The following is a 24,833-nucleotide window of genomic DNA, read 5'->3' as shown; positions in this document are numbered from 1 at the left end:
AGTCGCAGTTGCTATTTCTTCAACACTGAAGCGACCGAACAGGAAGAGTTCTGCTTTTGTCCACGGTCTGCCCATCATCCTTGATGGGAGTCGCGCGCCGATGCGGGATGCCTGCCGGGTTATTGCCGCCTCTGAGCGATCAAGCTTCCTGGCTATCTCTGAAAGCGGCATCTTTTCGCAGACGTCATGGAGGAACAGGTTTTCGAATGACTGCCAGCGTTCAGATCGCATGACCACCTCCGGTAGTTGGCCTGATATCGCATCCGCTTTTTAGTCTGTAAATACAGCCACCAAGCCGCTGCGTACCCCACGGCTCTTTATCGAGGTAGTTCTTTAATTGCTCGATTGAATTCGGGTGGATGATGGTTTGAGTGAACTCAAGCGCTTTAGCCCACCCGGCGTAATAAGGTTCGAACTCGTTGAGTGTGTGATTGGTTATAGCGGAGCCAGACGCGACGCCAGATGTGTCATTCATCCATCTCCACATCGAAGTGATATGCGTACGACTATCCCGCCGTAAAGCAGCAAGGATCTGCTCGGGTGTCATCATAATGGCTCCGGTGGGTTATTCAGGCTGGGACTGTTTAAGCTCTTTTCTGCGGATGCTGGTAACGTCTACACATCTGGATTGGTGGTCATCAAATCCAGCCAACTTCTCCCACGTGGACTTATATTTCTCCGTAAGGGCTTCAGCATTGTTCTCACTGCTTGCGTAGTTGCTGAACTCGGAAAGGATGGCGTCCGCTTCTTCTGTGCTTAAGCCCGCATGTTTATTACTCTGATTGGTAGCGTTTGGTTCTTCTGACTTTGGCAGCGCCCAGGAAGGCAGGGAAGGAGGGAGCCAGTAGAAGGCACCAACATCTTTTGACCGGGCATAGATAAACCCAGGCTTACGATCTGGCGAGACGGTTGCAAATCCTTCCTCCAGATTGTAAAGGTAGCGACCTATGCCCCACTGAACAGCGGCGCGCTTCATAGCACCAGATCGGCCGCCTTTTACTGCCTCAACCTGCGTTTGTTCAGCTGCATCCCATTTGGTGATCCACTCTCCATCAACCTTTATGGATATTCCGCACTCAACACCACCATTGTTTGGGATGTCTCGGTATTCATTCCGCCATCCAGCCTTGCCGCACACATCATCCAGGCGCTTCATGATCGCCCGGTTTGTAACGTATGCCAGAACTTTGGCCCAAATGCCGTTATTGTTTTTTCCTGCCTGCTGTATGCGCCATTCAATATCATCAGTGGTGAACGGGTCATCCAATCTATCTAATTCCATCTATCACCTCAGAACGGCAATTCATCGCCGAGAAAATCACATTTATTGATGCGCTCACTGCGAGCCATGCTCATGCAATGGCGCTTCATGCTTTTGTTTCCATCCTTACGCCAGTACAAAGCCTCAATAACGTGATACTTGCGCTTAATGCGGCTTAGTTCAGGTGTCTTAGCTAAATCAACTGGGATCATGTTTCACCTCAGTAATGAATTTTTGCGCGTGGCACCAGGCCATCTTTCAGCGCCGTCAGCACTTCGATGGCCTGTTCGCGGGTGATGGAGGTATTCGCCAGAAGGGCGTTAACGATTTCGGTACCGACAGTTTTGCGATGCTTAACGTCGGCTTCGCGTTTCGCTGTTTCATCTGCGATACGTTTCTGTTCAGTCAGGCGGGCATCTTCTACTTCTTGCTGGCGGCGGCGCTCGGCTGCAATAGCTTCCTGCTTTTCTTGCTCTGCACGCTGACGTTCTGCTTCAGCTTCACGCTGTATGCGTTGCACCTCTTCAATGCGCTTCCGTTCAGCAGCTTCGGCGCGGGCTTTCTCTTCAGCTTCCCGGCGCGCTGCCGCTTCAAGTTCTGCGCGGTGTTTCGCTTCGGCATCACGGCGCGCTTGTTCTGCCGCTTCACGTTTCAACTGCTCGTCGCGTTCACGTTGAGCCTGTTCTGCCTGGCGGCGTTGTTCTTCCCGCTCACGGTCAAAATCCTTATTCATCAGCAGAGCCATTTCGTGGTCTGCTTCGAACTGTTTGCGATCTTCCTCGGCCTTAATCCTTGCTTCCTCTTCCGCCTTTTTGCGCTCCTGTTCCGCTTCCCAGTCGGTCAGAGGTTTGCGCACCTCATCCTTCAGCGCGTCGAGACGCTCTCGAACAATGCGGCGGCTTTCGTCGATCTGCTTCGGCAGAGCCTTGAGTTCAGCAACGAGGTCTTTGCCAGCGTTGTCGATATAGGTTTTTGACCGGGCCACCTTATGCGCCATTGATGCGATGGCATCACGCCCTTTTTTGGTGGAAACATCCGGCACCAGACTGCGCGCCTCTTTCTCGATCGCTTCAATCAGCGGGTCGAGCTGCTCCTTTGTGGTAAACACTGCCATCGCGTTATGCTTTTTGATGACGACTAAATCCGTTACTTCGCTCATGGCATCTCCTGAAAAATGGTTGTGCGCTGCCGGCTGCGTGAGGCCAGCCAGATAGCTTGAAAATGGGTAATCAGTGGATCAGCGGTTCGCCGCGGCCGTCGAGCAGAACGTCGATAACGCAGTCGCTAAGCCGGAGGATTTCGGCGTCAGTGTGCAGGTAAACCCAGCGACGCTCCTGAATGACCGCAGAAATGCGGTAGGTGCGACCGTCAACCATCGCCAGCATGCCAGGCTTTAGACACTGGCGGATCAGTGGGGTGGTGCCGTAGTGGTTAAACATGGGCTTCCTCCACGATGTGAAGAAATCCGGCCAATATCATCTGTTCGCGATTCAGGGGAAAGCTGTTGCGTGGGCGGTCAACCTCCGACAGGCGCCAGTGATGACCATCAGCAAGCTTGCGTACTGTGTACTGCTTGCCTTTGTGAGTGACGATGGGGTTATTCATCTTCAACCTCGACAAACTCGTCATCGTCGTTCAAGCGATACTTCACACCTTCTTTGATTCCATCCTCTCCCACGTAAGCGATGTGCATTTTGTATCGTTTACCGTTCCAGCGTTTCACGATCAGCGTTGCATTTTCGCCACCGGTCAGGGTGCTGCCATAGCCACCGGTCAGGGTGCTGCCATAGCCACCGGTCAGGGTGCTGCGATTGCCACCGGTCAGGGTGCTGCGATTGCCACCGGTCAGGGTGCTGCGATTGCCACCGGTCAGGGTGCTGTCATCGCCACCGGTCAGGGTGCTGCCATAGCCACCGGTCAGGGTGCTGCGATTGCCACCGGTCAGGGTGCTGTCATCGCCACCGGTCAGGGTGCTGCCATAGCCACCGGTCAGGGTGCTGCCATAGCCACCGGTCAGGGTGCTGTCATCGCCACCGGTCAGGGTGCTGCGATTGCCACCGGTCAGGGTGCTGCCATCGCCACCGGTCAGGGTGCTGTCATCGCCACCGGTCAGGGTGCTGTAAACGATCGCATATCCACGACCGCCGTTTTCCATCAGGTAACCTATGGCACCTTCTTTTTCGCCGCAGAACACGACTTCGCAATTTGGAAATTTGACCTTATCTTCCAAATCTACAATCGTATCTTTCTCAACTTCGCAAACCATCCAGTTAGCATCTGCCGCATCACTTAAATAACCAGCCGAACCCTGACCCCACAGCAAGCCATGAAGACCATTTCCGCATTCAGCTTGCGGCTTCCAGTCCGGAGCTTCTACGAAGCCAGATTTAGGCCAGACGAAGCCACCATATGCGGACATATCAGCAGCGCAGGTGCGCAAAACCAGTACTTTATTGCTGTTTGAGTTTTCCATTGCTTTACCTTTTTTTGATAACGCTGCCATTTGGCCAGCGGAGCTATTAACCTTTGCGCAAAAAAAAGGCGCTGGATGGGCGCCTGTGTTTGTCATAACTAAGCCGCCTCGTTGAAGCGACTGAGGTATGAAAAAAGCCGCGCTTGGCGACTTAGGATTGCCGGGATATTTATCCACGCCCGGCGCGTGGTTTCCTTGCTTTCCACAGACAAAGGAAAATCGTAGACTGGTATTTCCACAGAGAAAATAAGGAAATATCAAATGGCAATGACAACTAGATGTCCAAAATGCGATGGTTCAAGCTTTGAACTAGCCACCGGCACTCAAGTAAAGGGGAGTGGGCATGTTATTTACTTTGTTCAATGCGCATCATGCGGATGTGCAATTAGCGCAATAAATGCAAAGGAAGTTCACCTGGTTGAGCAAATTGCTCAAAAAGTCGGTGCTAGGTAATTGTGAATCCTGAAGGGCGGCTGTTTTCGTATGCCGCCTTTAATGCTTCAATGACAGCGCCTTCCTGACCTGACAATCCGTAGGCGACGATAATTTCTTCAACTTTTTCTGCAACCTCAGCGGCTGCCAAAAGAACCTCTTTTGTTTCTGCCATAAACACCTCTCTGTTTGATTTACCGTCAGCCCCTCGCAAAGAGCTGCTGGTAAACGCTTTTCCATAATTGCCGCTCTTCCTGAGCCCGCCTATGGTCCGACGCATGGTTTACTGTCGCGCCGTTCGACTGACCGAGACGATGTTTCGTTTCGATGGGCTCATTTAAAACCATAGTTGTTTTTCAGTCAACAACAATAGTTGTATTTAAGGTTGTATTTGTTTTATTTGGTTGTAATGAAAAGGAATTTATTTATCAAAAAGTTTAAAGCGGGGGAATTCGGACAATAAAAAACCCCGCCGGAGCGAGGTTTTTTTTCAATGTTTGTTGTTACTTGATGATTGAACCGGCGATAAGCTGCGCGTTATAAAACTTCACTTCTCCGCAGCGGTTGCAGGTAATAGTGTAATAATCAATTGCAGCCGAACTGTTGCTTGTTAGCGAAGCTCTTACCAGAGATGGGTGTGTAAAAGAGTTATTTCCACATGAATTGCAAAACAAACCATTTGCATGCTGCTTTACCAGCGGATCAAGTAAATTCATAAACTGCTCAGCTGTAACGCTAAGTAGTTCTGCTTCATTATATTTTTTGCTCATAACATTCCTTATTTACCAGATGGTAGAGGTCCAAAACATCCTGCCAATTACCTGAACGCTATCCAGATCTGCCTCTTCGTCAGGGTGCTCAAGTTGATTAAAACTGCGAATACTTAATTTATTAGGTCCGATTCGATAAAGAATTTTTAACCGGTTCCATCCATCCTGGCTGATTGCATAAATTTTGCCATCAACGATTTTCTTGTCATCGGTGTTAATGGCAACAGTCGTTCCTTCCGGTATGACAGGCTCCATACTATTGCCATGTGCCGGGAAGCAAAGAACGCTTTCACGATGCGCTCCTACCCTGCGAAGGGTGGACTTAGAGAAGCGAAGTTTAAAGCCATTGTAATCATCGCGCGGAAATGTTCCGTCGCCACAGGCCAGCTCAATATCCTTTAGAAATGGCACTTCTACCTCATCATCGGGCAGCGGGGTTGTATTATCCCATGGCTCAACGCTACCCCATTCATTAGCGGGAGGAATGGCCTCGTTCTGCCCCGGAAGGAGAATCGAACCCTCTCCGGAGCTTAACCATTCTGGTTTCACCTTGAGGGCATTAGCCAGTTCAACGAGTTTGGTTGTCTGATTTGCTTTACCCGTTTCGATCTTCTGTATAGCGGCTTGGCTTACCCCAATCAAATCGCCGAGAGCCTTTTGCGTAAGGCCTCGCATTTTCCGGGCTTCTTTTAATCGTTCAGCTAATGTCGTTTTCATATCCGCAATGTACAACCGTGGTTTTATTCCATCAAACGAAAATGGTTGTTGACTAAATACAACCATAGTTTTATTCTCCTTCCATATTCACTACGGAGGTTGTTATGAACCCAACCATTAAAACCGCCATTAGCATCGTTGGTTCTCAAAAGAAACTTGGCGAAGCCTGCGAGGTTTCGCAGCAGGCGGTTTACAAGTGGCTGCACAACAAAGCGAAAGTATCTCCGGAGCATGTGAACAGCATCGTCAACGCCACGGGCGGGGAGATTAAGGCGCATCAAATCCGGCCTGACCTTCCAACGCTGTTTCCTGGTCCTATCGACAACACAGCCGCCTGACCGGCGGCCATAACCTTTACCACCCGAGGAAGTATCGCAAATGGAAACCTTAACAACACGCAACAAACTGGAGGCCCGGAGGATAGAGAGCTGGTTACACAGCCAGATTGCAGAACTGGGTACTACCAAAATCGCAAACGTAGCTGGCGTCAACAAATCGACGGTGACTCGCTGGCGGGAAAACTTGCTTCCGAACATGTCGCTTTTGCTGGCGATCCTGATGTCACTCAGGGAAGAAACGAAGGGGGATTTTGAAGCGTGATGGGAATTAAAAAGGCGAAAGCCGGACTGCGCGAACAGTGCCGACTTTCAGGTGCAAAAACCACAGTAGTTGCAGGAGGAATAATGGCAAAAAAATCACACCATTGCCATACCGCTGTACATAAAAACATTACCCGCGACCGCTTTATCCGATCGGTTAATCCGATTGTGGCAGAGAAGATGCGCGCCATCCTGGAAGAAATCAAACGCAAGGAGGCTGGCCGTGGGTAACGTATCTAACTTAGCCGAAGCCAGAGAGGCCAGAAGGCTCCAGAAACCGCAACAAAGCAGCGGTAAGGGGTTTGCCTTGCTGCACCGTAAAATCATGGACGTCCCGTTCTACAAGGACGCGGAGGCATCACACCTGTGGGTGCATCTCATCCTTAAAGCCAAGCACGCTCCTGAGTCAGTTCTCACTGATATCGGCGAAATGCTGGTTAACCGTGGGCAGTTGCTCAGTGGTCGAAATGCCCTGGCATTTGAGACCGGACTGAAAGCAGATCGTGTTCAGTACCTGCTCAGAAAGTTTCAGAAGCTGGGCATGGTGAGTTGGATTTCACACGGTAAATTCTCTGTTTTTACCATCGTGAAATATGACGATTATCAGTCAAATTCTGTACCAGAAGATTACCAGAAGATTACCATCGCAAAGCCAGATGTGGCGAAGCCTGTAGCCAAGAGTGTACCAGAAGATTACCAGCAAATTACCACAGATAAAGAAGTTATTAATAACTCTCTTACTAACGTAAGAGAGAGTGCATCAGCAGAATTTATTCCTGCACAGAAAAAATCGTCAATCAGCTGCGAGCAGGTGGTTGAGGTTTATCACCGTGTACTGCCTGAAGCTCAGGGCATACGGGTTCTGACTGACAAGCGTCGCAATCTTATCCGCACCTTCTGGAAAAAAGCCGGAGCTGCAAACCGCCATCTCGGCGGCGCAGGATTCACCCTGACTGACTGGGAAGCATATCTGAACTACATCGCTACCAACTGCCGCTGGATGCTGGAAAACCGCCCTGACAATCGCACCGGTCGCACATGGCGCCGCAAGGCTCTCGAATACTTCCTGAACGTTGACGTTTACGTGAAGACGCGCGAGGGGGCCTGTGATGATCTCTGAAATCATGACCGTACCTCACAACCTCGAAGCAGAGCAGAGCGTAATCGGTGGTCTCCTGCTGGACGACGACAGCAGCGAGCGCGTGCAGAAGGTGCTTTCCATCCTGAAGCCGGAATCGTTCTACCTCCGCGCTCACCAGGTGCTGTTTGCTGAAATGCGCGAGATGTTCCGCGACAGCAAACCGGTAGATGGCCTGACTCTTTTCGACGTTCTGGAAAGCAAAGGGCTGACAGCGCAGATCGGCGGCTTCGCTTACCTGTCTGAAATCGCCAAGAACACACCGAGCGCAGCAAACATTGTGGCCTATGCCATGTCTGTTCGTGAAGCTGCAATGGAGCGCTACGGCATTCAGCGCATGACCGAAGCTACTGAATTGCTCTATGCCCGCAACGGCATGAACGTAACGCAGAAGTATGAGGCCATTCAGGCAATTTTCACCCAGCTTGCTGATCACTCAAAAACTGGCAGCCGCCGTGGGCTTCGCTCCTTCGCTGACGTTATGGATAGTTGGGTATCAGATCTGGAAAAACGCTTCGACCCGTCAGGCGAGCAGCGCGGACTCAGCTCAGGCATTCCGTCACTGGATCGGATGCTGGCGCCAAAAGGCCTCGTCAAAGGTTCCCTGTTCGTCATCGGCGCTCGCCCGAAGATGGGTAAAACCACGCTTTACGGTCAGATGGCTCTCAACTGTGCGATCCGCGAGAAAAAGCCAGCGTTGCTGTTCAGCCTGGAAATGCCCGGCGATCAGATTCTGGAGAAGCTGGTAGGGCAGAAATCCGGCGTTAACCCCAGCATTTTCTACATGCCAGCAACAGATGACGCCGACGATACCTATCAGGGCGACTATGACAGCGACTTCAAGCGCGCTATCGACACAGCCAATCGCCTCCGTGAAATCGACATGCTCTACATCGACGACACTCCCGGTCTCTCACTGGCGCAAATCATAACGGAGTGCCGCCGTATCAAACGCGAGCGCGGGGTGGTTGGAATGGTACTGGTCGACTACCTGACGCTAATGACCGCCGAGAAAGCTGATCGTAACGACCTGGCCTACGGGATGATCACCAAGGGACTGAAGAACCTCGCTAAAGAGCTTAGCTGCGTCGTAGTGCTGCTTACTCAGCTTAACAGGAAGCTGGAAGACCGAAGCAATAAACGACCGTTACCGAGCGATTCACGCGATACCGGGCAGATAGAACAGGACTGCGATTATTGGGTCGGCGTACACCGCGAAGGAGCTTTCGACGAATCAGTGCCTGCGGGGGAGACAGAACTGATCCTGAAACTGAACCGCCACGGCAATACCGGCACCGTTTACTGCAATCAAATCAATGGCGCGATTTATGACTGCGATCAGAATGCGGCCCGCATGACCGCGCGCAGCCGGGATGAGAAGCCAGCAAATAAGAAAGGTGGATTCTGATGACAGGCAGAGAAGCAATTGAGCGGTACATGGAGCAATACGGATTTTTCACTTGCGAGTTGGTAGCAGATGCGTATGGGCTCAAGCGTTCAGTCATTAACGGCGCTTCGCACAAGATGCGACAGAACGGTGAGATCGTTCTCGATCGCCGGGTGTGGCGCACTCACTTCTATGTGCCGGCTCTTCAGGATGATGAAGATAAACCTGTGAGTCGTTCCGGTACCAACACTGTTTTCGAAGAGTGCCGCCGTAACTGGCAGGGCTATTACATTCACAAAATTTTCGGGAGTTCACGGACATGAGCAAACCAACATACGAAGAGTTAGAGGCGCAGGTTAAGCAGTTGGCTGCTGAACGCGATGCTGTGGTGGCTGAGAATACGACACTGAAGTTATTCCGGAAATCCCTGGAAGATATCCGTAGCAGCCTTATCGGCGGTGGTCACGGATATATGGCCGTATCAGACATGCAGGCACAAAATGCGGTGCTAGATGTTGTTTTTGATGAGTTTGATGGAATCGATACCCCCGCCACCGACGGCATCCTCGCCTCCCTGCGCGCAGAAGGGGTGGCAGATGATTATTTTGGCGGGTTGGTAACTAAAGCCCGCGCATCAGCAGACAAAGCAATGCGTAAATTCCCGCAACCAAATTACGTGCTGCTTAAAGTCGCAGAGGAAGCCGGTGAGGTTGTGCAGGCTGATGTGCACTACGCAGAAAACCGAATGACGTGGCAGGACGTTGAAGGCGAGATTATCCAGCTGCTGGCAATGCTGATTCGCCTTGTGACAGAAGGTGATCAGGTTAATGGTATTACGCCGCCGGCTTTATGCCAGTCAGCACCATCACCCGAAGCCGCAGCTATCGCCCGCCAGTCTGAGCAGGTGAAGGGGGTGCAATCGTGAGACATGTTCAATACACAGTTTGCGATACCGGTGTCGAGTTTCCTGAAGATGCTTATTCACTTGGTTCGCTGGTTGTCTCAAGTAACCCAGATGAATGGGAGGTTGAGCGCCTGGCACGGGTGGCAGCCGATGACTATTGGTCTGAGCATGATGGATGGGAATCTGAATGGCCGCTTGATATCGAAATATTTATTGATGGCAAAAGCTGTGGCACCTGTGCAGTTGAAATGGAATCGGCGCCGACATTTTCAGCCAACCTAAAGGCGGTGAAAGGCAACGCAGGAGAAGGAGCGCAGTCATGAGCGAACTTTCAATTCTCGATATGTGCTGCGGCAGTCGCATGTTCTGGTTCGATAAACAGGACGACCGCGCTGTTTTCAGCGATATCCGCGCTGAGCAGCACACGCTTTGCGACGGGCGCAGCCTCGTTATCAGCCCGGATGTAATTGCCGACTTCCGCGCGCTGCCGTTCGCTGCCGATTCTTTCCCTGTTGTTGTGTTCGATCCGCCACACCTTGAGCGAGTCGGTGATAACGCCTGGATGGGTAAAAAATACGGGCGCCTGAACAAAGACACATGGCGCGACGACCTGCGTGCCGGTTTTAAAGAGGCGTTCCGCGTGCTGCGGCCACACGGTGTCCTCGTTTTCAAATGGAACGAAACGCAGATACCAGTTAGCCAGATTCTGGCCCTGACTGATGAGAAGCCAGCTATCTGGCAGCGCACAGGCAAAGCCGACAAAACTCATTGGGTAATTTTTGTGAAAGGCGGTGCAGCATGACTAACAACGACGAGATGGCGCTTGAGTTGCGAGAAGCAGCTGAGAGCGCCACCAAGGGTAGCTGGCGTAGAACATCAACTGAATTCAATGGCATTTGCGTTGGCCCATTCTCATTTACAAAAGAGCAAGTGCTTGCGCGGGCTGTTGAGAAGCGCGACGCAATTTTTATTTCGGTCGCTAATCCTGAAAATATCCTCGCCCTGCTGGCAGAGCGTGACGCCGACAAGAAGCGGATCGAAATGCTGGAAAAGTACGTCGACGAGCGTGACGCACAAAACCAGGATTTGCTGCTGAATATCGGAAGTCTGCAACAGCGCATCGCCGAACTGGAAGCGCGGACGGTGAGCGTTAAGTGGCCTGATGACGGCATGGACGATTGCTATGACCTGTGGGGTGCCGAACACTGCCGTGACAACTTCGATTGCGGTTATAACTTCTCGGCTGTACGGCATGAACAGGCCATCAGTGAAGCTCTTGCCGCAGCTGGCATCAAACTGGAAGTGGGGGAGTAGGTATGGCACTCACTAAAAAGCAACGCGCCGAGCTACGCATGAAATTTGGTGGATGCTGCGCCTATTGTGGCTGCGAGCTGGGTGATAAATGGCATGCCGATCACGTTGAAGCAGTGCGAAGAAATATCAGTAACGGCTACGCAATGGACAGGCCAGAAAATGACACCATCAGCAATATGGTTCCAGCATGCATACCCTGCAACCTGTTCAAAATGTGCAGCACCGTTGAAGACTTCCGTAGTCGCATCGCTACCCAGGTTGACGTGACTCGACGGGCATCAAGAAGTTACCGCACGGCCGAATCATTCGGCCTAGTTAAACCAACTAACGCGCCAGTTGTGTTCTGGTTCGAAAAATATCAGCAGCAGGAGGCCGTATGACAGCACAACTGAGCCGGGAGCGACTGGAAGAAATCGTAAGCGACACGACTGTTAATCAGGGCAGTGAGTTTGCAATTATGGCACGCATGCTGCTGGCGGGAATGGACAGCGCGCCGGTGGTTGACGAGTGGCGTAGCGCATTGCAGGAAATGGTCAATGCAATGATTGCTTACGAGATGACTGTCGATGAGCCTGCGCCTTACAAGCATAGAAAGATGATGATGCGAGCTGGGCATCTTCTGGAATCTCACCGCGCCGCCATGCAAGCCGAACCTGTAACGGCGGCTACGGTGCCTGATGGGTGGAAGCTTGTTCCGGTTGAGCCGACTGAAGCGATGATGCTACACAAATCAGGATGCCAGCACCATGCCTGGGATGATGCTGATTGTGCAATGCGTCAGACGAGACGTTTAGTTTGGGCGCACATGCTCGCCGCAGTACCGGCAGCGCCTGAGCAGGAGGTGTGAGGTGGATGCATTCAAAAACTACGGCGTCATCGACTGGATAATGCTGGCGCAGTTATCGCTCATCTGGGTTTACATGGCGTTCAAATCAGGTCAATGGATTGTCGGCATTGCGATACGGAAAGGCTGCCGTTGGTGGAATCGAAAGGACGACAAGGCGCTGGCGATGGATTCTTTTTATAAAGCGTTCAACATTGCCAGTCTTGAGCCAGGTCATACACTGACCGCAAAAACTGAAAGTGGTCTGGTGATACAGGTTTACAGACCTAAGGCGGTGCGCGATGCCTAACCAATTCGACGCCGTGATGTTCATGCTGCTGGCCGCTGGCGCGCTCAATGAGCTTGGGTGGCTGCCATGGTGAGCAAACTCAAACAGCAGCGATGATGTATAATTCCCCTCAAAATATCGAGGGGATTTTTTATGTCTGAGTGGAACATTGCAGCAAAAAGCCAGGAAGAACGCGATAAGGTTAACGTTGATCTGGCAGCTAGCGGAGTCGCTTACAAAGAGCGGCTTAACATGCCGGTAATCGCCGAGGTGGTGATGCGTGATCAGCCCGAGCATTTGCGTGATTACTTTCTTGAACGTTTGCGCCATTATCGTGAACTAAGTCTTACCCTACCTAAGTCTTCAGACCCACGTTATATTGAGATGTCTGCACAGAACGAGAAAAAATAATGCAACCTACCAATAAAATTACACAGCAACAATTCGATGATATCCAGAGGGCGATTCTGGCTGCGGCAAATGCCACTACTAAAAAAAATGCTAAAATCCCTTTAGAGAAAGCGAAATACATTCATTCTCAGTTGCGCCACCAACTCAGTGACTATGTTGATGAGAAATTAACAGCAGCAATAAACTGTGCGGAAGATGCAGCTGGAAATGTAAAAGGTAAAGCCAGATTGCTCGAAAACGTTGATCATTATCTTTACCTGTTCAAATTAAAGGTCACCTTTGAATAATTGATTTTCAAAAATCAACCACCCATAATATCAATGCCGTCGGATTGAGCCCCGGCAGCACCTTTGCGCATTTGATGGGGACATTAAATGCGACCACAATCTGAACTCTTCACCTTGTCACAGATGCAGAAATGCACCTGCGATTTTCTGCATTCTGCGGTTTCCGTTAAGGGGGCCGTATGAACCTGCCAGCAGACGGCATCAAACTCCACCGTGGCAACTTCGCCGCCATAGGGCAGCAGATTCAGCCACTGCTTGATGACGGGCAATGCTTCCGCCTTCAGGTTAAGCCGTGGCGCGAGAAGCGCAGCCTGTCTCAAAACGCGCTGAGCCACATGTGGTACACCGAAATCAGCGAATACCTCATCGCACGCGGCAAGACCTTCGCCACCTCTGAATGGGTGAAAGACGCGATGAAGCACACCTATCTCGGCTATGAAAGCAAAGACCGAGTTGATGTGATCACCGGAGAAGTGACCACCGTTCAATCCCTACGCCACACCTCCGATCTCGAAACCGGCGAGATGTATATCTTCCTCTGCAAAGTCGAAGGCTGGGCGATGAACATCGGTTGCCACCTGACAATCCCGCAAAGCTGCGAATACCAGCAACTGCGCGATATGCAGGAGGCATGATGCATAGCCCTCTCGCCAAAGTCATTGAGCGCGGCATATTCCGCATGCCTGCGCGCCGGAAACGCAAACCAGAGTTAAAGCCATCCGAAATCCCGACCCTGAAAGGGTACACGGCTAACCTGGTCGATCAGAAATGGCTGCGCCTGGCGGCAAGGAGGCAGCATGCATAAGCCTACTCAGCGCCGTTGCAAAATATGCCGCGTGAAATTCACTCCCCAGTTTGAGAACCACCGCTGGTGCTGCCCTGAGCATGGGGCGGAATTCGCGCTTCTTGAGCTGGAGAAGAAAAAAGAGAAACAGCGCCAGGAAAAAGCGAAAAAGGAGCGGGCAGCATGGCGCAAGCGCAAGGCGGCAGTTAAGCCCCTCAAGCACTGGGAAGATCTGACCCAGCGAGTGGTCAATGACTACATTCGAGAGCGTGACCATGATCTGCCATGCATAAGCTGCGGGACGTATGTCACCGTTCAGTGGGAAGCAGGGCACTTCAGATCGCGGGGCGCAGCCTCTCATCTTCGCTACAGCGAAGACAATATCCACAAACAATGCCATCGCTGTAATGACGAGCTTTCCAGCAATGCAATCCCGTACCGGATCGCTTTGGTAGAGAAAATCGGCTCTGAGCGCGTCGAGGCGCTGGAGAACAACAACAAGCCACACCGTTTCACCCTGGAAGAGCTTGAATCCATCAGGCGGCATTACAGCGCCTTGCGTCGGGCTTTGCTCAAAAAACGGGAGGCAGCGTGAACGACGATCCCTTCATCCGGTACCAGATTGAAAGCGTAGCGCGGGCGAACATGCCCGCCATATATCGCCACAGCAAGCCAGTTAAAACCACACAGCATAAACAACAAACAGAGGCCGCCGCATGAACGAACAATACCTGCAATATGTCCGTGAAGAAATCGCGCTGGCTACGGCTGATTTTAGCGGTCGAACCAAGGGGCAATTAGTCGCTCTGGTTGAGCAGCTCCAGTACACGAACGAGCGGTACCCGCGCAAACGGCAATTCGTGGTTGATGAGGTGACGGGCAAAAAAATCCTGCTGCGAAATCCTCCGGTGCCGGGTAAGCAATCGCATGCCAAGGGCACCTCTATCCCGCAGGTAATCCCTGTGGAGTTTTCCACGGCAAGCTGGCGGCGCGCTATAGCCAGGTTGGAAGATGCAGAAAGCGCCTGGGTGAAATGGAACTACCTGCACGATACTGATTTCACTTTGCAGGCCGCCATTGTTCAGCATGGGTGGCTCCAGTTCTGCGAGACAATTAAAGGTCGGCGCATAGCAGGGAAGACCAAAGAAAAACTCAAAGCGCTTATCTGGCTGGCTGCGCAAGATGTGAAAAAGCAGGTCGCTAAGCGAGATGTGTACCTGCAAACCGAACTGGCGCAATTCATGGGCATCACCGATAAGAACTGGGGGAATAATTACCGCGATTACTGGCGGGCTATGCGCGGCGTGTTTTTCGCTCTTGATCGTGAGGCGATAATTTCGATAGTCAGTTCACGTTCGCAACAAAAAGCAGTTTTTTCGCAGCCAACTATTGCAAAAGTAGATAAAGTGAGTCATATTTGAGTCTACTTTGATATGCTGCCTAAATTGTAAACGGCGGCAAAGACTAAAAGCCTCGGCACCCCGCCGGGGCTTTGTCGTTTCTGGGTCAGAAGCACAGCGGTTGTGCGTTCGGCTGTTAACCGAATGGTCGAAGGTTCGAATCCTTCCTGTCCCGCCAAATTCGCCGGTCTAGTTCAGTGGCAGAACGTCAGCCTTGTAAGCTGCGCGTCAGAGGTTCGATTCCTTTGCCCGGCACCAGAACCCAGCCAGGGTATCTTCGGCCATGATGCCGACATTGCCACACCCTCATATTGCCAGCTTAAACGCTGGCTTTTTTATTTCAGGTTCCGGCCAATCAACTCCAGATGGCTTCGTTGTTAAATGCAGGCCGAGAACCTGACCCTTTTATTTACGCACAGCACCCGCCATTAAAGCGAGGTGAGAGCATGCAACGTATGAACACAAACAACGGCTTTTGGTCGTATTTCTGGTCTGCCACGACGGGATTTTTCACCATGCTGACGTTACAGGACGTGCTATTTGCTGTCGGTGCCGTTGTTACTGCCCTGTTCACATGGTTGACCTACCGATCCAATAACCGCCGCAATCAGGCGATTATCGAAGAAGAAAGGAAGCGAACCGAGATTATCAGCAAAGCGTATGCGAAAGATGATCCAGGCAAGAATCCCCCAAAGGCGATTGACATCGCTGGTATACAACCGCAGGAGCAATGACATGGCGATGTCTCCCGAGTTTCGCAATAAAGTCATTGCCGCCATTGGTGGTGGTTCTCTGGCTATTTCAGCAGCCATGATTACCGGTCCAAATGGTGATGACGGTCTGGAAGGGATCAGGCTTGAACCTTACCTTGATGTGGTAGGCGTTCCCACGGTTTGCTATGGACACACCGGCAGCGACATTGTGATGGGTAAAACCTATACAGAGCGCCAGTGCAAAGATCTGCTGAATGCTGATCTACAGTCAGTAGCGAGACAGGTTGACCCGGTCATTAACGCCGACATCCCGGAAACCATGCGCGCCGCACTTTACTCATTCGCCTATAACGTTGGTGTGGGTGCGTTCAAAAAATCCACCATGCTCCGTCTGATCAATAAGGGCGATAATGCCGCCGCTTGCAACGAAATGAAACGTTGGGTAATGGCTGGCGGTAAGAAGTGGAAAGGTCTGGTCAACCGCCGCGAGATAGAGCGGGAAGTCTGCATGTGGGGTCAAAAGCCACAGAAAACTGATGATGGTGTTGGCCCGCTGAATCCTGGTGTTCCCCCATCTGCTCCGGGAGTGTTCTGATGTTTGATATCAAAGCCCCGTCAGCTTCTGAGATTGTCATCATAGCTGGCGTGGTCACTGTAATTTTCCTCGGCGTCCGGGTTAGCAGTAATTACCAGAGCCTTGTGAAGGATAACGCCACCCTGACTGAGCAGACCGCTCAGTTATCCAGCAAAAACGACATGCTGGTTAAATCCGTCGACAATCTCACCCAGCAGTTTAAAGCGATGAATGACATCGTTGCCAACGAGACACGTCGCCGGGCAGCAGCAGAAATGAAAATCCAGCAACTACAGAAAGAGGCTATCGATGCGCTTAAAAACGATCCTTGCGCTCGCGAGCCTGTTCCTGATGTCGTTACTGACAGGCTGCGCGAAGCGGCAGACAGTGTACGAGCCGGTAAAACAACCCCTGCTGCCAATTCCGGCAAGTCTGCTAACTGAATGCATGGTACCTCAAATACCGGAAAAAATGACATTTGGTGAAAGTGTCGATCTCAACTTCAGGCTGCTCGACTCCATTGATGAATGCAACGGGCATTTGAGGGCAATTCAGGCCATAGAGAAAAACAGAGCCTCGCAATAGCGGTTTTTATTGCCATTACAGAAGCTGCTTGCCGAGTGGCTTCGATAATGTCAATCGCAGGTAATGAAACATGGCAAAACCGGACTGGGGAGCACTGCAACACCAGTTCCTCGCCGAGCATGCTAAATCCGGTATTTCCCCCAAAGACTGGTGTGAAGCGCAGGGACTGAATTACGCCAGCGCAAAGCGCTATATCAAAGTTACGAATTACCGTGCGAATTCGCAGAATGAAACTGCGAAAAAAAGTGCGAATTCGCAGAAGAGGAAAGATAAGGTCAGTAAAACCGGGAGGCGTGAGAAGAGTGCCACTCCCGCTGGTAGTTCTGAAATATCTCCAGGAACGAAACCTATTCGCGGTTCACGACACGCGCCGCCAATAAAACCTTTTCAGCCAGGCAATCAGCACGCGCTCAAACATGGCGGCTACGGTCGCCGGATGCTTCTCTCTGACGCCATCACCGAAGATGCCCAGTTGCTAACGCTGGACGATGAGCTTTTCTGGCTGCGAGCGGCGAACCTGACGGCGGCGGAAAACATTGGGCGCTGGCAGACAGAGCTTGAAACCGCCGACAACGATACGGCTAAAGACCTTCATGACCTGATCTCATCTGCGCAAAAGGCAATGCATCGCAATACCGCGAGGATTGAGTCCCTGGAGTACACGAAGGGAAACATCCTGAAGATGCAAATCGACGCAGCGTATCGCGAGGCGGCAACAGAAAAAGTTGAGATGGAAATTGGCGTGATGAAGGACGGGGATCGGGATAACGCGATTGTCGTTCACAACGCCCTGCCAATACCGGGAAGATAAATCATGGCTGACATTTACCTGCCCACACTGCACGACGGGCAATTAAAGGTCTGGTCTGACTCCTGGGATGATCAGCTTCATGCTGTTCGCTGCGGTCGCCGATGGGGTAAAACCTTCATGCTGTCCAGTGCGGCGGTGACCTATGCGACGGCACAGTTTAAGCGTCCTGGAATGGATATTGCGCTCGGTGGTCGTGTCGGCATCTTTACCGCCGAATACCGGCAGTACCAGGAGATTTACGACAAGCTTGAAGAAATCCTTCTTCCCCTGAAAAAGAGCTTCAGCCGTCAGGAGAAACGCCTGCTGCTGAAGAACGGCGGCAAGATTGATTTCTGGGTCACCAACGACAACAAACTGGCTGGCCGTGGGCGTGAATACGAAATTATCCTGATCGACGAGGCAGCATTTACCAAGTCACCGGAAATGCTCCATGAGATATGGCCCAAGTCGATTAAGCCCACGCTGCTTACCACAAAAGGCCGCGCTTACGTCTTCTCCACACCAGACGGCGTGGACGAGGAAAACTTCTTTTATGCCATTTGCAATAACAAGTCGCTGGGCTTCATTGAGCACCATGCCCCAACCTCATCAAACCCGTTCGTCCCCCCGGAAGAACTCGAGAAGGAAAAGGCGAACAACGACCCGCGCGTGTTCCGCCAGGAGTTTCTGGCAGAGTTCGTCGACTGGTCGGCTGCATCACTGTTCGACGTGCGGAAATGGTTCGAAGGTGAGAATCAGGATCAGCCCGTTGAATACCCGGAGATGTGCGAGGCCGTATTTGCGGTCATGGACACTGCTGTCAAGGGGGGGACTGAGCACGACGGTACCGCCGTTGTGTATTACGCAGTCAATACCCGCGCCGGGCATGTTCGCCTGACGATTGTTGACTGGGACGTGGTGCAGATTGACGGCGCACTGCTGGAAACATGGATGCCGTCTGTGTTTGAGCGCCTCAATGAATTATCAGCGCAGTGTGTGGCCGTAAACGGCAGCATCGGCGTGTTTATTGAAGACGCCAGCATGGGCAGCATTCTCCTGCAGAAAGGCGAAAGTCTTGGCTGGCCGGTCAACAAAATTGAATCCGCCCTGACCAGCAAAGGGAAAGACGAACGCGCCATTATGGCATCCGGTTATCACTATCGCGAACTGGCGAGAATCTCCCGTTACGCATACCAGAAAACGGCAGTATTCAAAGGCGAAACCGCCAATCACCTGCACAAGCAGGTTTCCCGATTCCACCTTGCCGATAAAAAAGCTCACAAGCGCGCTGATGACCTGCTCGACTGCTACACCTACGGGCTGATCATCGCGTTCGGCAGCGGCGACGCACTCTGACGAGAAAACCAATGAACGAAGATGATTTCGAAATCGGCAGTTGCTCGACGGAGCTTGTCGCACTTTTAGAAAGCGAAGATATTCAGCCAGGCATGACGGCTGGCTATCAGACCTGCAAAACGATTTACCTGTATCACCCGCTGGGCGGGAAAATGGTGGATCGTCCGATTAAGATGGCGATGAATGAGCCGCGCACCGTGCATGTAGCTCAGTCATACGGGCTTGAACAGCGCCTGCGTGATGCGTTCGAGCGTGAATGGCGAGCGCTTGGCGCAAATCAGCATATCGCCAACGCTGCACGCATTGCCCGTATCTACGGTGTTTCGGCGGTGGCAATGCTGGTTGATAACCAGGAGCCAAGCCAGTCACTGGACTACCGGACGCTTTATAAGCACAACGTCAGCTTTAACATTCTCGATCCGCTGAACACGGCCGGTAGCATCGTGCTGAATCAGGACCCGAACGCGCAGGACTTCCAGAAAGTCGACGGCATCCGCGTGGCTGGTAATCCGTACCACAAATCGCGCTGTGTCGTCGTGCAAAACGAGGACCCGATTTATCTGGCATATAACCCTGCGGCTTTCGGATTTACCGGGCGCAGCGTTTACCAGCGCGCTCTCTTCCCGCTGAAATCTTTCATTCAGACCATGCGCACTGATGACATGGTGGCGGTGAAAGGTGGCCTGCTGGTAACAAAAATTGCCGGGGCTGGCGCGGTAGTAAACAAGGTTATGCAAGCCCTTGGTGGCATCAAACGCATGATGCTTAAGAGAGGGAAAACGGGCGAGGTTCTTCAGATTGGACCGCAGGACGATATCAGCTCAATCGACCTGAGCAACCTTGAAAAGCCGCTTGATTCAGCGCGTAACCATATCCTTGAAAACATCGCAGCGGCGGCGGACATGCCCGCCATTCTTCTTAACTCTGAGACGTTCTCTCAAGGCTTCGGTGAAGGCACGGAAGACGCTCGCTCGGTTGCCGTCTATATCGACAACATCCGTGAATGGCTTGATTCGCTTTATGCATTCTTTATTCGCGTGTGCCAGTACCGGGCGTGGAGCATTGAGTTCTTTCAGTCTCTGCGTTCTGACGTGCCGGAGCTCGAAAATACATACAGCCTGTATTTCTCCACGTGGATTAACAACTTCGAATATCGCTGGCCGTCCTCTCTGAAAGAGCCGGAAAGCGAGAAGGTGAAGGTCGATGAAACGCGCTTTAAGGCGATCGTCAGCATGCTGGAAGTGGTGTTGCCACAGCTAACGGCAGACCCGGAGAACCGTGCGACGCTTATCGAGTGGGCGTGTGAAAATGCCAATGCCAACGAGAACCTATTCCCTCAACGGCTTGATCTGGATTACGACTTACTGAAAGACAACCCTCCACCGGAGCCGCCAAAAGCTGAAGAGTTGGGTAGCGGGATGGCTATATGAGTAAGTTCTCAAGGACAGTAAGGGAGGCCGTTAAGTTCTTTTTGCGCAATGGCTACACCTCAAGGGAGGAGCTTGAGCGCTGGCAGAGCATTATCCGCCAGGCTGCCGAAAGTGAAACCCATGATGACTACATATCCAAAGTTTCAGACAGGCTTCGATCAACCTATGAGATGCAAGTTAACAGGGCTAAGGCACTGGATCGGCATCCAGGGTTGTCTCGATTTACTCTGAACTACATGGAGCCGAAGCTAAGAAGCGAACTTGATAGGCGCATCCTGGCCAGCGCTGACTTAATTAAGTTGAATCGAACAGGTGCAATAAACAAAACGGTCCAGCGATTTAGCGGATGGGCTTCCAGCATACCGGTGCAGGATTATGTCGGTGGTGGCCTTTCTCCATCTTCTCGCAGCGGGGTTAATTACAACTGCGACCACATTCAGAAGAGCGCCCTGCAAATTGATTTTGAAGCGCGGCGGGTGATGATTGACCAGAACCATAAGCTCATCGCAAACATCGACAACATTATAGCGGCCAGTAATAACGCCATAGCAGCAGAGTGGCATAGCCACTGGCGGCAGGCAGGTTACGACTACAGGGAAGATCACAAGGAGCGCGATAAGGTTGTCTATCTCATTCGTGGTAACTGGGCGCAAAAAAACGGTTACGTGAAGGTCGATTCTTCCGGGTACCTGGATGAAATTACCCAGCCTGGCGAAGAGGTTTTCTGCCGGTGTTATGTGACGTATCTGTACAACCTCCGCAGCATTCCTGAACACATGCTCACCCAGAAGGGCAGCAAGTTTTTGGAGTCAATGAAAAAAACATAGGAGCATTGAAACGTGGCTATTTTTGCTAGCGGCATCATGTTCCGAAACGGGAAGAAGGTTTTCCTGATCCAGCGCTCTGACGACGGCACATGGTGCCCGCCGGGAGGGAAGCTGGAGCCGGGAGAGCTTGCAATTGATGCCGCACGTCGAGAAGTGCTGGAGGAAACAGGGTATCAATACGATGGCCCACTAACTCCGTATAGCATTGCCTCCGATTACCTCACGTACCGAGCGGATGTAGATCAGCAATTTGATGCTCAATTAACTGACGAAACACTGTCATTTGGCTGGTTTCACATTGATGAACTACCGAAACCGTTACACCCACCCTTTGCGGAAGTATTGGCACAGCAGCCGTTAAATGAAACACAGGTTGCAGCGCTTATCGCTGACGGAACACTAAGCAGCCCGCAATTCTTTATCAACATGTGGATGTACGCCATACGTGTGACCGGAACGGGTGTCACATGGCGATCCGCAGATCAACAAATGGCCTTCCGTAACCCGGATGACTATTTGACCCCCGAGTTTCTCCAGCGTGTGGCAGGCGTACCGCTCATCTGGTTACACCCTGAGAAAAACAAGCTCGATAGCGATGAATTCGCGAAGCGAGTTATAGGCACCCTGACAAAAAGTTGGGTGGCAGATAACGGTGAGGTGTGGGCAATTGCCCGCGTGTACGACGCCGAGGCCGCCGAAATTATGGCGACGAAGCAGTTAAGCACATCACCAACCGTATCGTTTAGCGAAGTGCCTGACGCAATCATCAAAGTCGATGGTCAGCCTCTATTGGTGGAAGGTTCCCCGGTATTGCTCGACCACGTTGCTGTCTGTGAACAGGGCGTATGGGACAAGCTCCTTGACCCTACTGGTGTTAAATCTGATTCCATACCTGAAGAGGCTGAAAAGATGGACGAGGAAAAAATCGTAGCGCTAATCAATAAAGCTATTGACGCGCGCATGGCTAAAGCCGACGAAGAGGCGAAAGACGCCAAAGCGAAAGCTGACGCCGAAGAAGCAGCCAAGAAAGAAAAGGCTGACGCTGAAGAAAAAGAGGCCGAAGAGGCGAAAGCTAAAGCCGACGCGGAAGAAAAAGCAGCGAAGGAAAAAGCAGACGCCGACGAAAAGGCCAAAGCTGACGCAGAGAACGAAGGAAAAATGGCAAAAGAGAAAGCTGATTCAGATCTGCGACGTGAGATTGCAGAGCTGAAATCTCGTATTCCTACCGAGCTTTCCGACGCTGAGCGCAACGAAGTTGCAGACGCCCAGGTTAAAGCCGATAGCGTGTTCTCAGCTTTTGGCAAGCGAGCTCCGGCCCCGCTTTCTGGTGAGAAGCCGCTGGCGTACCGCCGTCGCCTGATGATCCAGTTGCAGGAACATTCGCCTGATTTCAAATCCGTTGACCTGTCTTCCATTGCTGACTCAGCTCTGCTGAGCGTGGCTGAAAAGACTATCTACGCCGACGCGCAGAAATCGGCAAGCCTGTCTGTTGGCCCCGGTATGCTGCGTGAAATTAAACGCGCTGATGCGACCGGTCGCCAGATCAGCACCTTCGAAGGCGATCCTGCTGCCACCTGGGCTCCGTTCCAGTCCGGCAAGCGTCAGGTCACCAGTTTCAACAACCAGGCTTAACGGGAGCTCTCAAGCATGGCAACTTTATCTCTTAACCCGATGGCAACCACGAATGCGCTGGGCTCCTTCGGTGTGCAATCTGACGGTTATATCCAGGGCGTGGCGCTCGATGACCCGGCCAACCGCTTTAATCTGGCGGCTGGAACCGTGGCCGCAACCGAAACCAAACCACTGTGGGGCGGTCTGCCGGTTGCTGAGCTTCTGCCTGGCACCAGTTCGAGCCCGCGCGGGTCTTACATCCGTCGTGCTGTGTCTGTTGCTGAACTGGAAGGCTTCACCGTCTTCAATCAGGCTCACAACGGCCTGACCACTCCGCAGTCACCGGTTCCACTGTACGCATCAGGCATGAGCGTTTCGTACTACCGTCTGGGCTCTAACATGCGCGTGCCGCTGAAAGCCTCTGCACAGGTTGTTGCGCTGGGCACCGCTGGCGCTTCAGTGAAAACAGCACTGGCGTGGGATTTCGTGAACAATCAGATCACCACTGCGGCGGCGGCAGGTTTCTCTGGTTCTGATATTGCGACAACTGCTGTGAGTTATGCCTCCGGTGTGGCAACGGCAACCACGGCATCAGCACACGGTCTTACCGCTGGTCAGTACGTTAAAATCAGCGGTGTCGTTCCTGCGGCATATAACGGCACTGTGGTTGTGCTGTCCGTACCGAACTCAACGACCTTCACATACGCCCCGGCAACTGCACCAGGCGGCGCTGCAACTACGCAGGGCACCATCGGAGCAGTTACGCTTTCCGACATCACGCTGCCGGTAAAAGTGCTCGCCATCGAATCAGGCAACTCCAAGACTGTTAGCTATGACAGCGCGACGGGTTTCCTGACATGGAATAACACCGACAGCTGCGCGCTGGTCTTACTTTAATCGGGAGCTGAATTAAATGGCTGCAATTACCCCCAGCTTCACCATTGTCAATCCGTCGTACATCGCGCCGGAGATGATTATTGGTTACCAGCAGGCATCAGGTGCGTTTGAAACCATCGCCAGCGGTAACCCGCAAGTCCGTCTCGGCGTGGGCGACCAGTACGTCTACATGCGCCGCCTGGATATTCGCACCCAGACCACTTCCAGCCAGTCCGGTAACGGTAACCAGCTGCCGAGCGTGGCGCTTGATGCGAAGATGATTTCCACCCCAACCTACCTTTTCCGCTGTCGTGGTATCTACGATCACCATGACATGGCCGCTGCAGGTAACTGGAACTTTGCACTGCCGGAAGCTCAGCGCCTTGGTATGCGTCAGGGCATTTTCCAGCAGCTGCGTTCTGCTCTGCTGTACGGCATGAACCCTGCTGGCGGCGAAGGCCTGCTGAACACCGCTGGCGCGACTACCGAGTCCCTGCCTCCTGACAGCAACGGCAACACCACCGTGCTGACCTACGACCACGGTCAGATGGCGGTATATCTGCTTGGTCACGTACAGGCAGCGCTGACCCGCACTATGCAGCTGGGCCGCCAGCAGCGCGTCGTTATCCTGGGGCCGCAGCGCGTCCTCGGCGCCATGGAGATTCAGCAGATCGTCCAACTGACTTCTTACCAGCGCCCTGGTGGTGGTACTGACACCGTCAGTGGCACAGTGAAAGAAGTGCTTAAAGGCGCAAACGTCCAGGTTGACTGGGTGTATGACGACACTCTGATCGGCGCTGGCGCTGGCGGTACAGACGCTGTGGTGATCACCATCCCTGAGGTCGAAGTTCCAATGGTCAACTCGACTGTGAACACCAACGAATTCGCCAAGTTGACTCCGTCTCTTTCCGCGAACGCACTGATGTTTACCGACATGGCCGCGCCGCGTGAAATCCCGACGCCAATTGCCGGTGGTGCCATTGATGTTCTGTCAGAAATGCGTTCTACCGCAGGCTGGGCAGTTCGTCCGGAAGCAATTACCGTTCTGTCCATGGCGTACAGCGCCTGATCCAATCTTGAAG

Annotated in this window: 39 protein-coding genes, 2 tRNA genes and 1 pseudogene; 32 read left to right on the top strand and 10 right to left on the bottom strand. The window is 52.3% G+C overall.

Going from position 1 to position 24,833, the window contains the following annotated elements; all coding sequences use genetic code 11:
* Window positions 1–220: 220 nt before the first annotated feature.
* The 10 genes from ACFX4U_RS04785 to ACFX4U_RS04740 form a co-directional block, all read right to left on the bottom strand.
* Entirely contained in the window at window positions 221–550 is a 330-nt protein-coding gene (locus ACFX4U_RS04785) for a hypothetical protein (protein ID WP_380218628.1), read from the bottom strand.
* Window positions 551–565: 15 nt separating this feature from the next.
* Entirely contained in the window at window positions 566–1,282 is a 717-nt protein-coding gene (locus ACFX4U_RS04780; RefSeq protein ID WP_380218629.1) for a Rad52/Rad22 family DNA repair protein, read from the bottom strand.
* Between the two features lie 8 nt (window positions 1,283–1,290).
* Window positions 1,291–1,473, bottom strand: a complete 183-nt coding sequence (locus ACFX4U_RS04775; protein ID WP_380218630.1) for a hypothetical protein — start codon at window positions 1,471–1,473, stop codon at window positions 1,291–1,293.
* Between the two features lie 8 nt (window positions 1,474–1,481).
* Entirely contained in the window at window positions 1,482–2,420 is a 939-nt protein-coding gene (locus tag ACFX4U_RS04770; protein WP_380218631.1) for a hypothetical protein, read from the bottom strand.
* A 70-nt stretch (window positions 2,421–2,490) separates the two neighbouring features.
* Window positions 2,491–2,700: a cell division protein FtsZ gene (locus tag ACFX4U_RS04765; RefSeq protein ID WP_380218632.1), complete on the bottom strand. Its 210-nt coding sequence runs from the start codon at window positions 2,698–2,700 to the stop codon at window positions 2,491–2,493.
* On the bottom strand, window positions 2,693–2,866 hold the full coding sequence (locus ACFX4U_RS04760; protein ID WP_380218633.1) for a hypothetical protein: 174 nt from the start codon (window positions 2,864–2,866) through the stop codon (window positions 2,693–2,695). The genes ACFX4U_RS04765 and ACFX4U_RS04760 overlap by 8 nt, the downstream gene beginning before the upstream one ends.
* The gene (locus ACFX4U_RS04755) at window positions 2,859–3,734 is read right to left on the bottom strand and encodes a hypothetical protein (RefSeq protein ID WP_380220860.1); all 876 of its coding nucleotides are present in this window, start codon (window positions 3,732–3,734) and stop codon (window positions 2,859–2,861) included. The genes ACFX4U_RS04760 and ACFX4U_RS04755 overlap by 8 nt, the downstream gene beginning before the upstream one ends.
* 445 nt (window positions 3,735–4,179) lie before the next feature.
* A complete protein-coding gene (locus ACFX4U_RS04750) occupies window positions 4,180–4,341 on the bottom strand; it encodes a hypothetical protein (RefSeq protein WP_380218187.1) in 162 nt (53 codons plus the stop codon).
* A 328-nt stretch (window positions 4,342–4,669) separates the two neighbouring features.
* The gene (locus ACFX4U_RS04745) at window positions 4,670–4,936 is read right to left on the bottom strand and encodes a hypothetical protein (RefSeq protein ID WP_380218189.1); all 267 of its coding nucleotides are present in this window, start codon (window positions 4,934–4,936) and stop codon (window positions 4,670–4,672) included.
* Between the two features lie 12 nt (window positions 4,937–4,948).
* The gene (locus tag ACFX4U_RS04740) at window positions 4,949–5,719 is read right to left on the bottom strand and encodes an XRE family transcriptional regulator (RefSeq protein WP_380218191.1); all 771 of its coding nucleotides are present in this window, start codon (window positions 5,717–5,719) and stop codon (window positions 4,949–4,951) included.
* A gap of 38 nt (window positions 5,720–5,757) precedes the next feature.
* On the opposite strand from ACFX4U_RS04740, the gene ACFX4U_RS04735 reads away from it, so the two are divergent.
* The 32 genes and pseudogenes from ACFX4U_RS04735 (at window position 5,758) to ACFX4U_RS04580 (ending at window position 24,820) form a co-directional block, all read left to right on the top strand.
* Window positions 5,758–5,991: a transcriptional regulator gene (locus ACFX4U_RS04735; RefSeq protein ID WP_380218193.1), complete on the top strand. Its 234-nt coding sequence runs from the start codon at window positions 5,758–5,760 to the stop codon at window positions 5,989–5,991.
* A 40-nt stretch (window positions 5,992–6,031) separates the two neighbouring features.
* A complete protein-coding gene (locus tag ACFX4U_RS04730; protein WP_006622890.1) occupies window positions 6,032–6,253 on the top strand; it encodes a CII family transcriptional regulator in 222 nt (73 codons plus the stop codon).
* A pseudogene (locus tag ACFX4U_RS04725) lies at window positions 6,253–6,342 on the top strand (replication protein); the annotation flags it as partial. The gene ACFX4U_RS04730 and the pseudogene ACFX4U_RS04725, both read left to right, overlap by 1 nt.
* Complete coding sequence (locus tag ACFX4U_RS04720; protein ID WP_380218336.1) at window positions 6,337–6,483, top strand: hypothetical protein; 147 nt, start codon at window positions 6,337–6,339, stop codon at window positions 6,481–6,483. The pseudogene ACFX4U_RS04725 and the gene ACFX4U_RS04720, both read left to right, overlap by 6 nt.
* The gene (locus ACFX4U_RS04715) at window positions 6,476–7,372 is read left to right on the top strand and encodes a DNA replication protein (RefSeq protein WP_380218195.1); all 897 of its coding nucleotides are present in this window, start codon (window positions 6,476–6,478) and stop codon (window positions 7,370–7,372) included. The genes ACFX4U_RS04720 and ACFX4U_RS04715 overlap by 8 nt, the downstream gene beginning before the upstream one ends.
* Window positions 7,362–8,798, top strand: a complete 1,437-nt coding sequence (locus ACFX4U_RS04710) for a DnaB-like helicase C-terminal domain-containing protein (RefSeq protein ID WP_380218197.1) — start codon at window positions 7,362–7,364, stop codon at window positions 8,796–8,798. The genes ACFX4U_RS04715 and ACFX4U_RS04710 overlap by 11 nt, the downstream gene beginning before the upstream one ends.
* On the top strand, window positions 8,798–9,100 hold the full coding sequence (locus tag ACFX4U_RS04705; protein WP_380218199.1) for a hypothetical protein: 303 nt from the start codon (window positions 8,798–8,800) through the stop codon (window positions 9,098–9,100). The genes ACFX4U_RS04710 and ACFX4U_RS04705 overlap by 1 nt, the downstream gene beginning before the upstream one ends.
* Complete coding sequence (locus ACFX4U_RS04700; protein WP_380218201.1) at window positions 9,097–9,702, top strand: hypothetical protein; 606 nt, start codon at window positions 9,097–9,099, stop codon at window positions 9,700–9,702. The genes ACFX4U_RS04705 and ACFX4U_RS04700 overlap by 4 nt, the downstream gene beginning before the upstream one ends.
* Window positions 9,699–10,004, top strand: a complete 306-nt coding sequence (locus ACFX4U_RS04695) for a hypothetical protein (RefSeq protein WP_380218203.1) — start codon at window positions 9,699–9,701, stop codon at window positions 10,002–10,004. Before ACFX4U_RS04700 ends, ACFX4U_RS04695 begins: the two co-directional genes overlap by 4 nt.
* The gene (locus ACFX4U_RS04690; protein WP_380218205.1) at window positions 10,001–10,483 is read left to right on the top strand and encodes a class I SAM-dependent methyltransferase; all 483 of its coding nucleotides are present in this window, start codon (window positions 10,001–10,003) and stop codon (window positions 10,481–10,483) included. Before ACFX4U_RS04695 ends, ACFX4U_RS04690 begins: the two co-directional genes overlap by 4 nt.
* Entirely contained in the window at window positions 10,480–10,995 is a 516-nt protein-coding gene (locus ACFX4U_RS04685; protein ID WP_380218207.1) for an ead/Ea22-like family protein, read from the top strand. The genes ACFX4U_RS04690 and ACFX4U_RS04685 overlap by 4 nt, the downstream gene beginning before the upstream one ends.
* Window positions 10,996–10,997: 2 nt before the next feature.
* Complete coding sequence (locus tag ACFX4U_RS04680; protein WP_380218209.1) at window positions 10,998–11,375, top strand: HNH endonuclease; 378 nt, start codon at window positions 10,998–11,000, stop codon at window positions 11,373–11,375.
* Window positions 11,372–11,842 carry a hypothetical protein gene (locus ACFX4U_RS04675; RefSeq protein WP_380218211.1) on the top strand — a complete coding sequence of 157 codons (471 nt, stop codon included), beginning with the start codon at window positions 11,372–11,374 and terminating at the stop codon, window positions 11,840–11,842. The genes ACFX4U_RS04680 and ACFX4U_RS04675 overlap by 4 nt, the downstream gene beginning before the upstream one ends.
* 1 nt (window position 11,843) lies before the next feature.
* Window positions 11,844–12,128 (top strand): DUF4752 family protein, encoded by a 285-nt coding sequence (locus tag ACFX4U_RS04670; RefSeq protein ID WP_380218213.1) that lies wholly within the window; start codon window positions 11,844–11,846, stop codon window positions 12,126–12,128.
* Window positions 12,129–12,260: 132 nt separating this feature from the next.
* The gene (locus tag ACFX4U_RS04665; protein WP_380218215.1) at window positions 12,261–12,518 is read left to right on the top strand and encodes a DNA polymerase III subunit theta; all 258 of its coding nucleotides are present in this window, start codon (window positions 12,261–12,263) and stop codon (window positions 12,516–12,518) included.
* Window positions 12,518–12,805, top strand: coding sequence for a hypothetical protein (locus tag ACFX4U_RS04660; RefSeq protein WP_380218217.1), 288 nt, complete (start codon window positions 12,518–12,520; stop codon window positions 12,803–12,805). Before ACFX4U_RS04665 ends, ACFX4U_RS04660 begins: the two co-directional genes overlap by 1 nt.
* 179 nt (window positions 12,806–12,984) lie before the next feature.
* Window positions 12,985–13,440, top strand: coding sequence for a YbcN family protein (locus tag ACFX4U_RS04655; RefSeq protein ID WP_380218219.1), 456 nt, complete (start codon window positions 12,985–12,987; stop codon window positions 13,438–13,440).
* The gene (locus tag ACFX4U_RS04650) at window positions 13,440–13,610 is read left to right on the top strand and encodes a NinE family protein (RefSeq protein ID WP_071908147.1); all 171 of its coding nucleotides are present in this window, start codon (window positions 13,440–13,442) and stop codon (window positions 13,608–13,610) included. The genes ACFX4U_RS04655 and ACFX4U_RS04650 overlap by 1 nt, the downstream gene beginning before the upstream one ends.
* A complete protein-coding gene (locus ACFX4U_RS04645; protein ID WP_380218221.1) occupies window positions 13,603–14,184 on the top strand; it encodes a recombination protein NinG in 582 nt (193 codons plus the stop codon). The genes ACFX4U_RS04650 and ACFX4U_RS04645 overlap by 8 nt, the downstream gene beginning before the upstream one ends.
* Before the next feature lie 121 nt (window positions 14,185–14,305).
* Window positions 14,306–15,010: a bacteriophage antitermination protein Q gene (locus ACFX4U_RS04640; protein ID WP_380218223.1), complete on the top strand. Its 705-nt coding sequence runs from the start codon at window positions 14,306–14,308 to the stop codon at window positions 15,008–15,010.
* Between the two features lie 82 nt (window positions 15,011–15,092).
* Window positions 15,093–15,167: transfer RNA gene (locus ACFX4U_RS04635), tRNA-Asn, on the top strand.
* Between the two features lie 5 nt (window positions 15,168–15,172).
* Window positions 15,173–15,247 (top strand) — tRNA-Thr (locus ACFX4U_RS04630).
* A gap of 188 nt (window positions 15,248–15,435) precedes the next feature.
* On the top strand, window positions 15,436–15,723 hold the full coding sequence (locus ACFX4U_RS04625) for a hypothetical protein (RefSeq protein WP_380218225.1): 288 nt from the start codon (window positions 15,436–15,438) through the stop codon (window positions 15,721–15,723).
* Between the two features lies 1 nt (window position 15,724).
* Window positions 15,725–16,297, top strand: coding sequence for a lysozyme (locus tag ACFX4U_RS04620; protein WP_380218227.1), 573 nt, complete (start codon window positions 15,725–15,727; stop codon window positions 16,295–16,297).
* Complete coding sequence (locus ACFX4U_RS04615) at window positions 16,297–16,719, top strand: DUF2570 domain-containing protein (protein WP_380218229.1); 423 nt, start codon at window positions 16,297–16,299, stop codon at window positions 16,717–16,719. Before ACFX4U_RS04620 ends, ACFX4U_RS04615 begins: the two co-directional genes overlap by 1 nt.
* A 212-nt stretch (window positions 16,720–16,931) precedes the next feature.
* On the top strand, window positions 16,932–17,672 hold the full coding sequence (locus tag ACFX4U_RS04610) for a hypothetical protein (RefSeq protein ID WP_380218231.1): 741 nt from the start codon (window positions 16,932–16,934) through the stop codon (window positions 17,670–17,672).
* Between the two features lie 3 nt (window positions 17,673–17,675).
* Window positions 17,676–19,007, top strand: coding sequence for a terminase large subunit domain-containing protein (locus ACFX4U_RS04605; RefSeq protein WP_380218233.1), 1,332 nt, complete (start codon window positions 17,676–17,678; stop codon window positions 19,005–19,007).
* Window positions 19,008–19,018: 11 nt separating this feature from the next.
* Window positions 19,019–20,437 (top strand): anti-CBASS protein Acb1 family protein, encoded by a 1,419-nt coding sequence (locus ACFX4U_RS04600; protein WP_380218235.1) that lies wholly within the window; start codon window positions 19,019–19,021, stop codon window positions 20,435–20,437.
* Complete coding sequence (locus ACFX4U_RS04595; RefSeq protein WP_380218237.1) at window positions 20,434–21,264, top strand: hypothetical protein; 831 nt, start codon at window positions 20,434–20,436, stop codon at window positions 21,262–21,264. The genes ACFX4U_RS04600 and ACFX4U_RS04595 overlap by 4 nt, the downstream gene beginning before the upstream one ends.
* Window positions 21,265–21,276: 12 nt before the next feature.
* On the top strand, window positions 21,277–22,896 hold the full coding sequence (locus tag ACFX4U_RS04590) for an NUDIX hydrolase (RefSeq protein ID WP_380218239.1): 1,620 nt from the start codon (window positions 21,277–21,279) through the stop codon (window positions 22,894–22,896).
* A gap of 15 nt (window positions 22,897–22,911) precedes the next feature.
* Entirely contained in the window at window positions 22,912–23,772 is an 861-nt protein-coding gene (locus ACFX4U_RS04585) for a hypothetical protein (protein WP_380218241.1), read from the top strand.
* 16 nt (window positions 23,773–23,788) lie between these two features.
* On the top strand, window positions 23,789–24,820 hold the full coding sequence (locus ACFX4U_RS04580) for a DUF2184 domain-containing protein (RefSeq protein WP_380218243.1): 1,032 nt from the start codon (window positions 23,789–23,791) through the stop codon (window positions 24,818–24,820).
* Window positions 24,821–24,833: the final 13 nt, after the last annotated feature.

Origin of the sequence: Kosakonia sp. YIM B13588 (assembly GCF_042788165.1) — a bacterium.
Classification (GTDB): Bacteria; Pseudomonadota; Gammaproteobacteria; order Enterobacterales; family Enterobacteriaceae; genus Kosakonia; species Kosakonia sacchari.
This window is presented reverse-complemented; position numbering and strand designations above follow the sequence as displayed.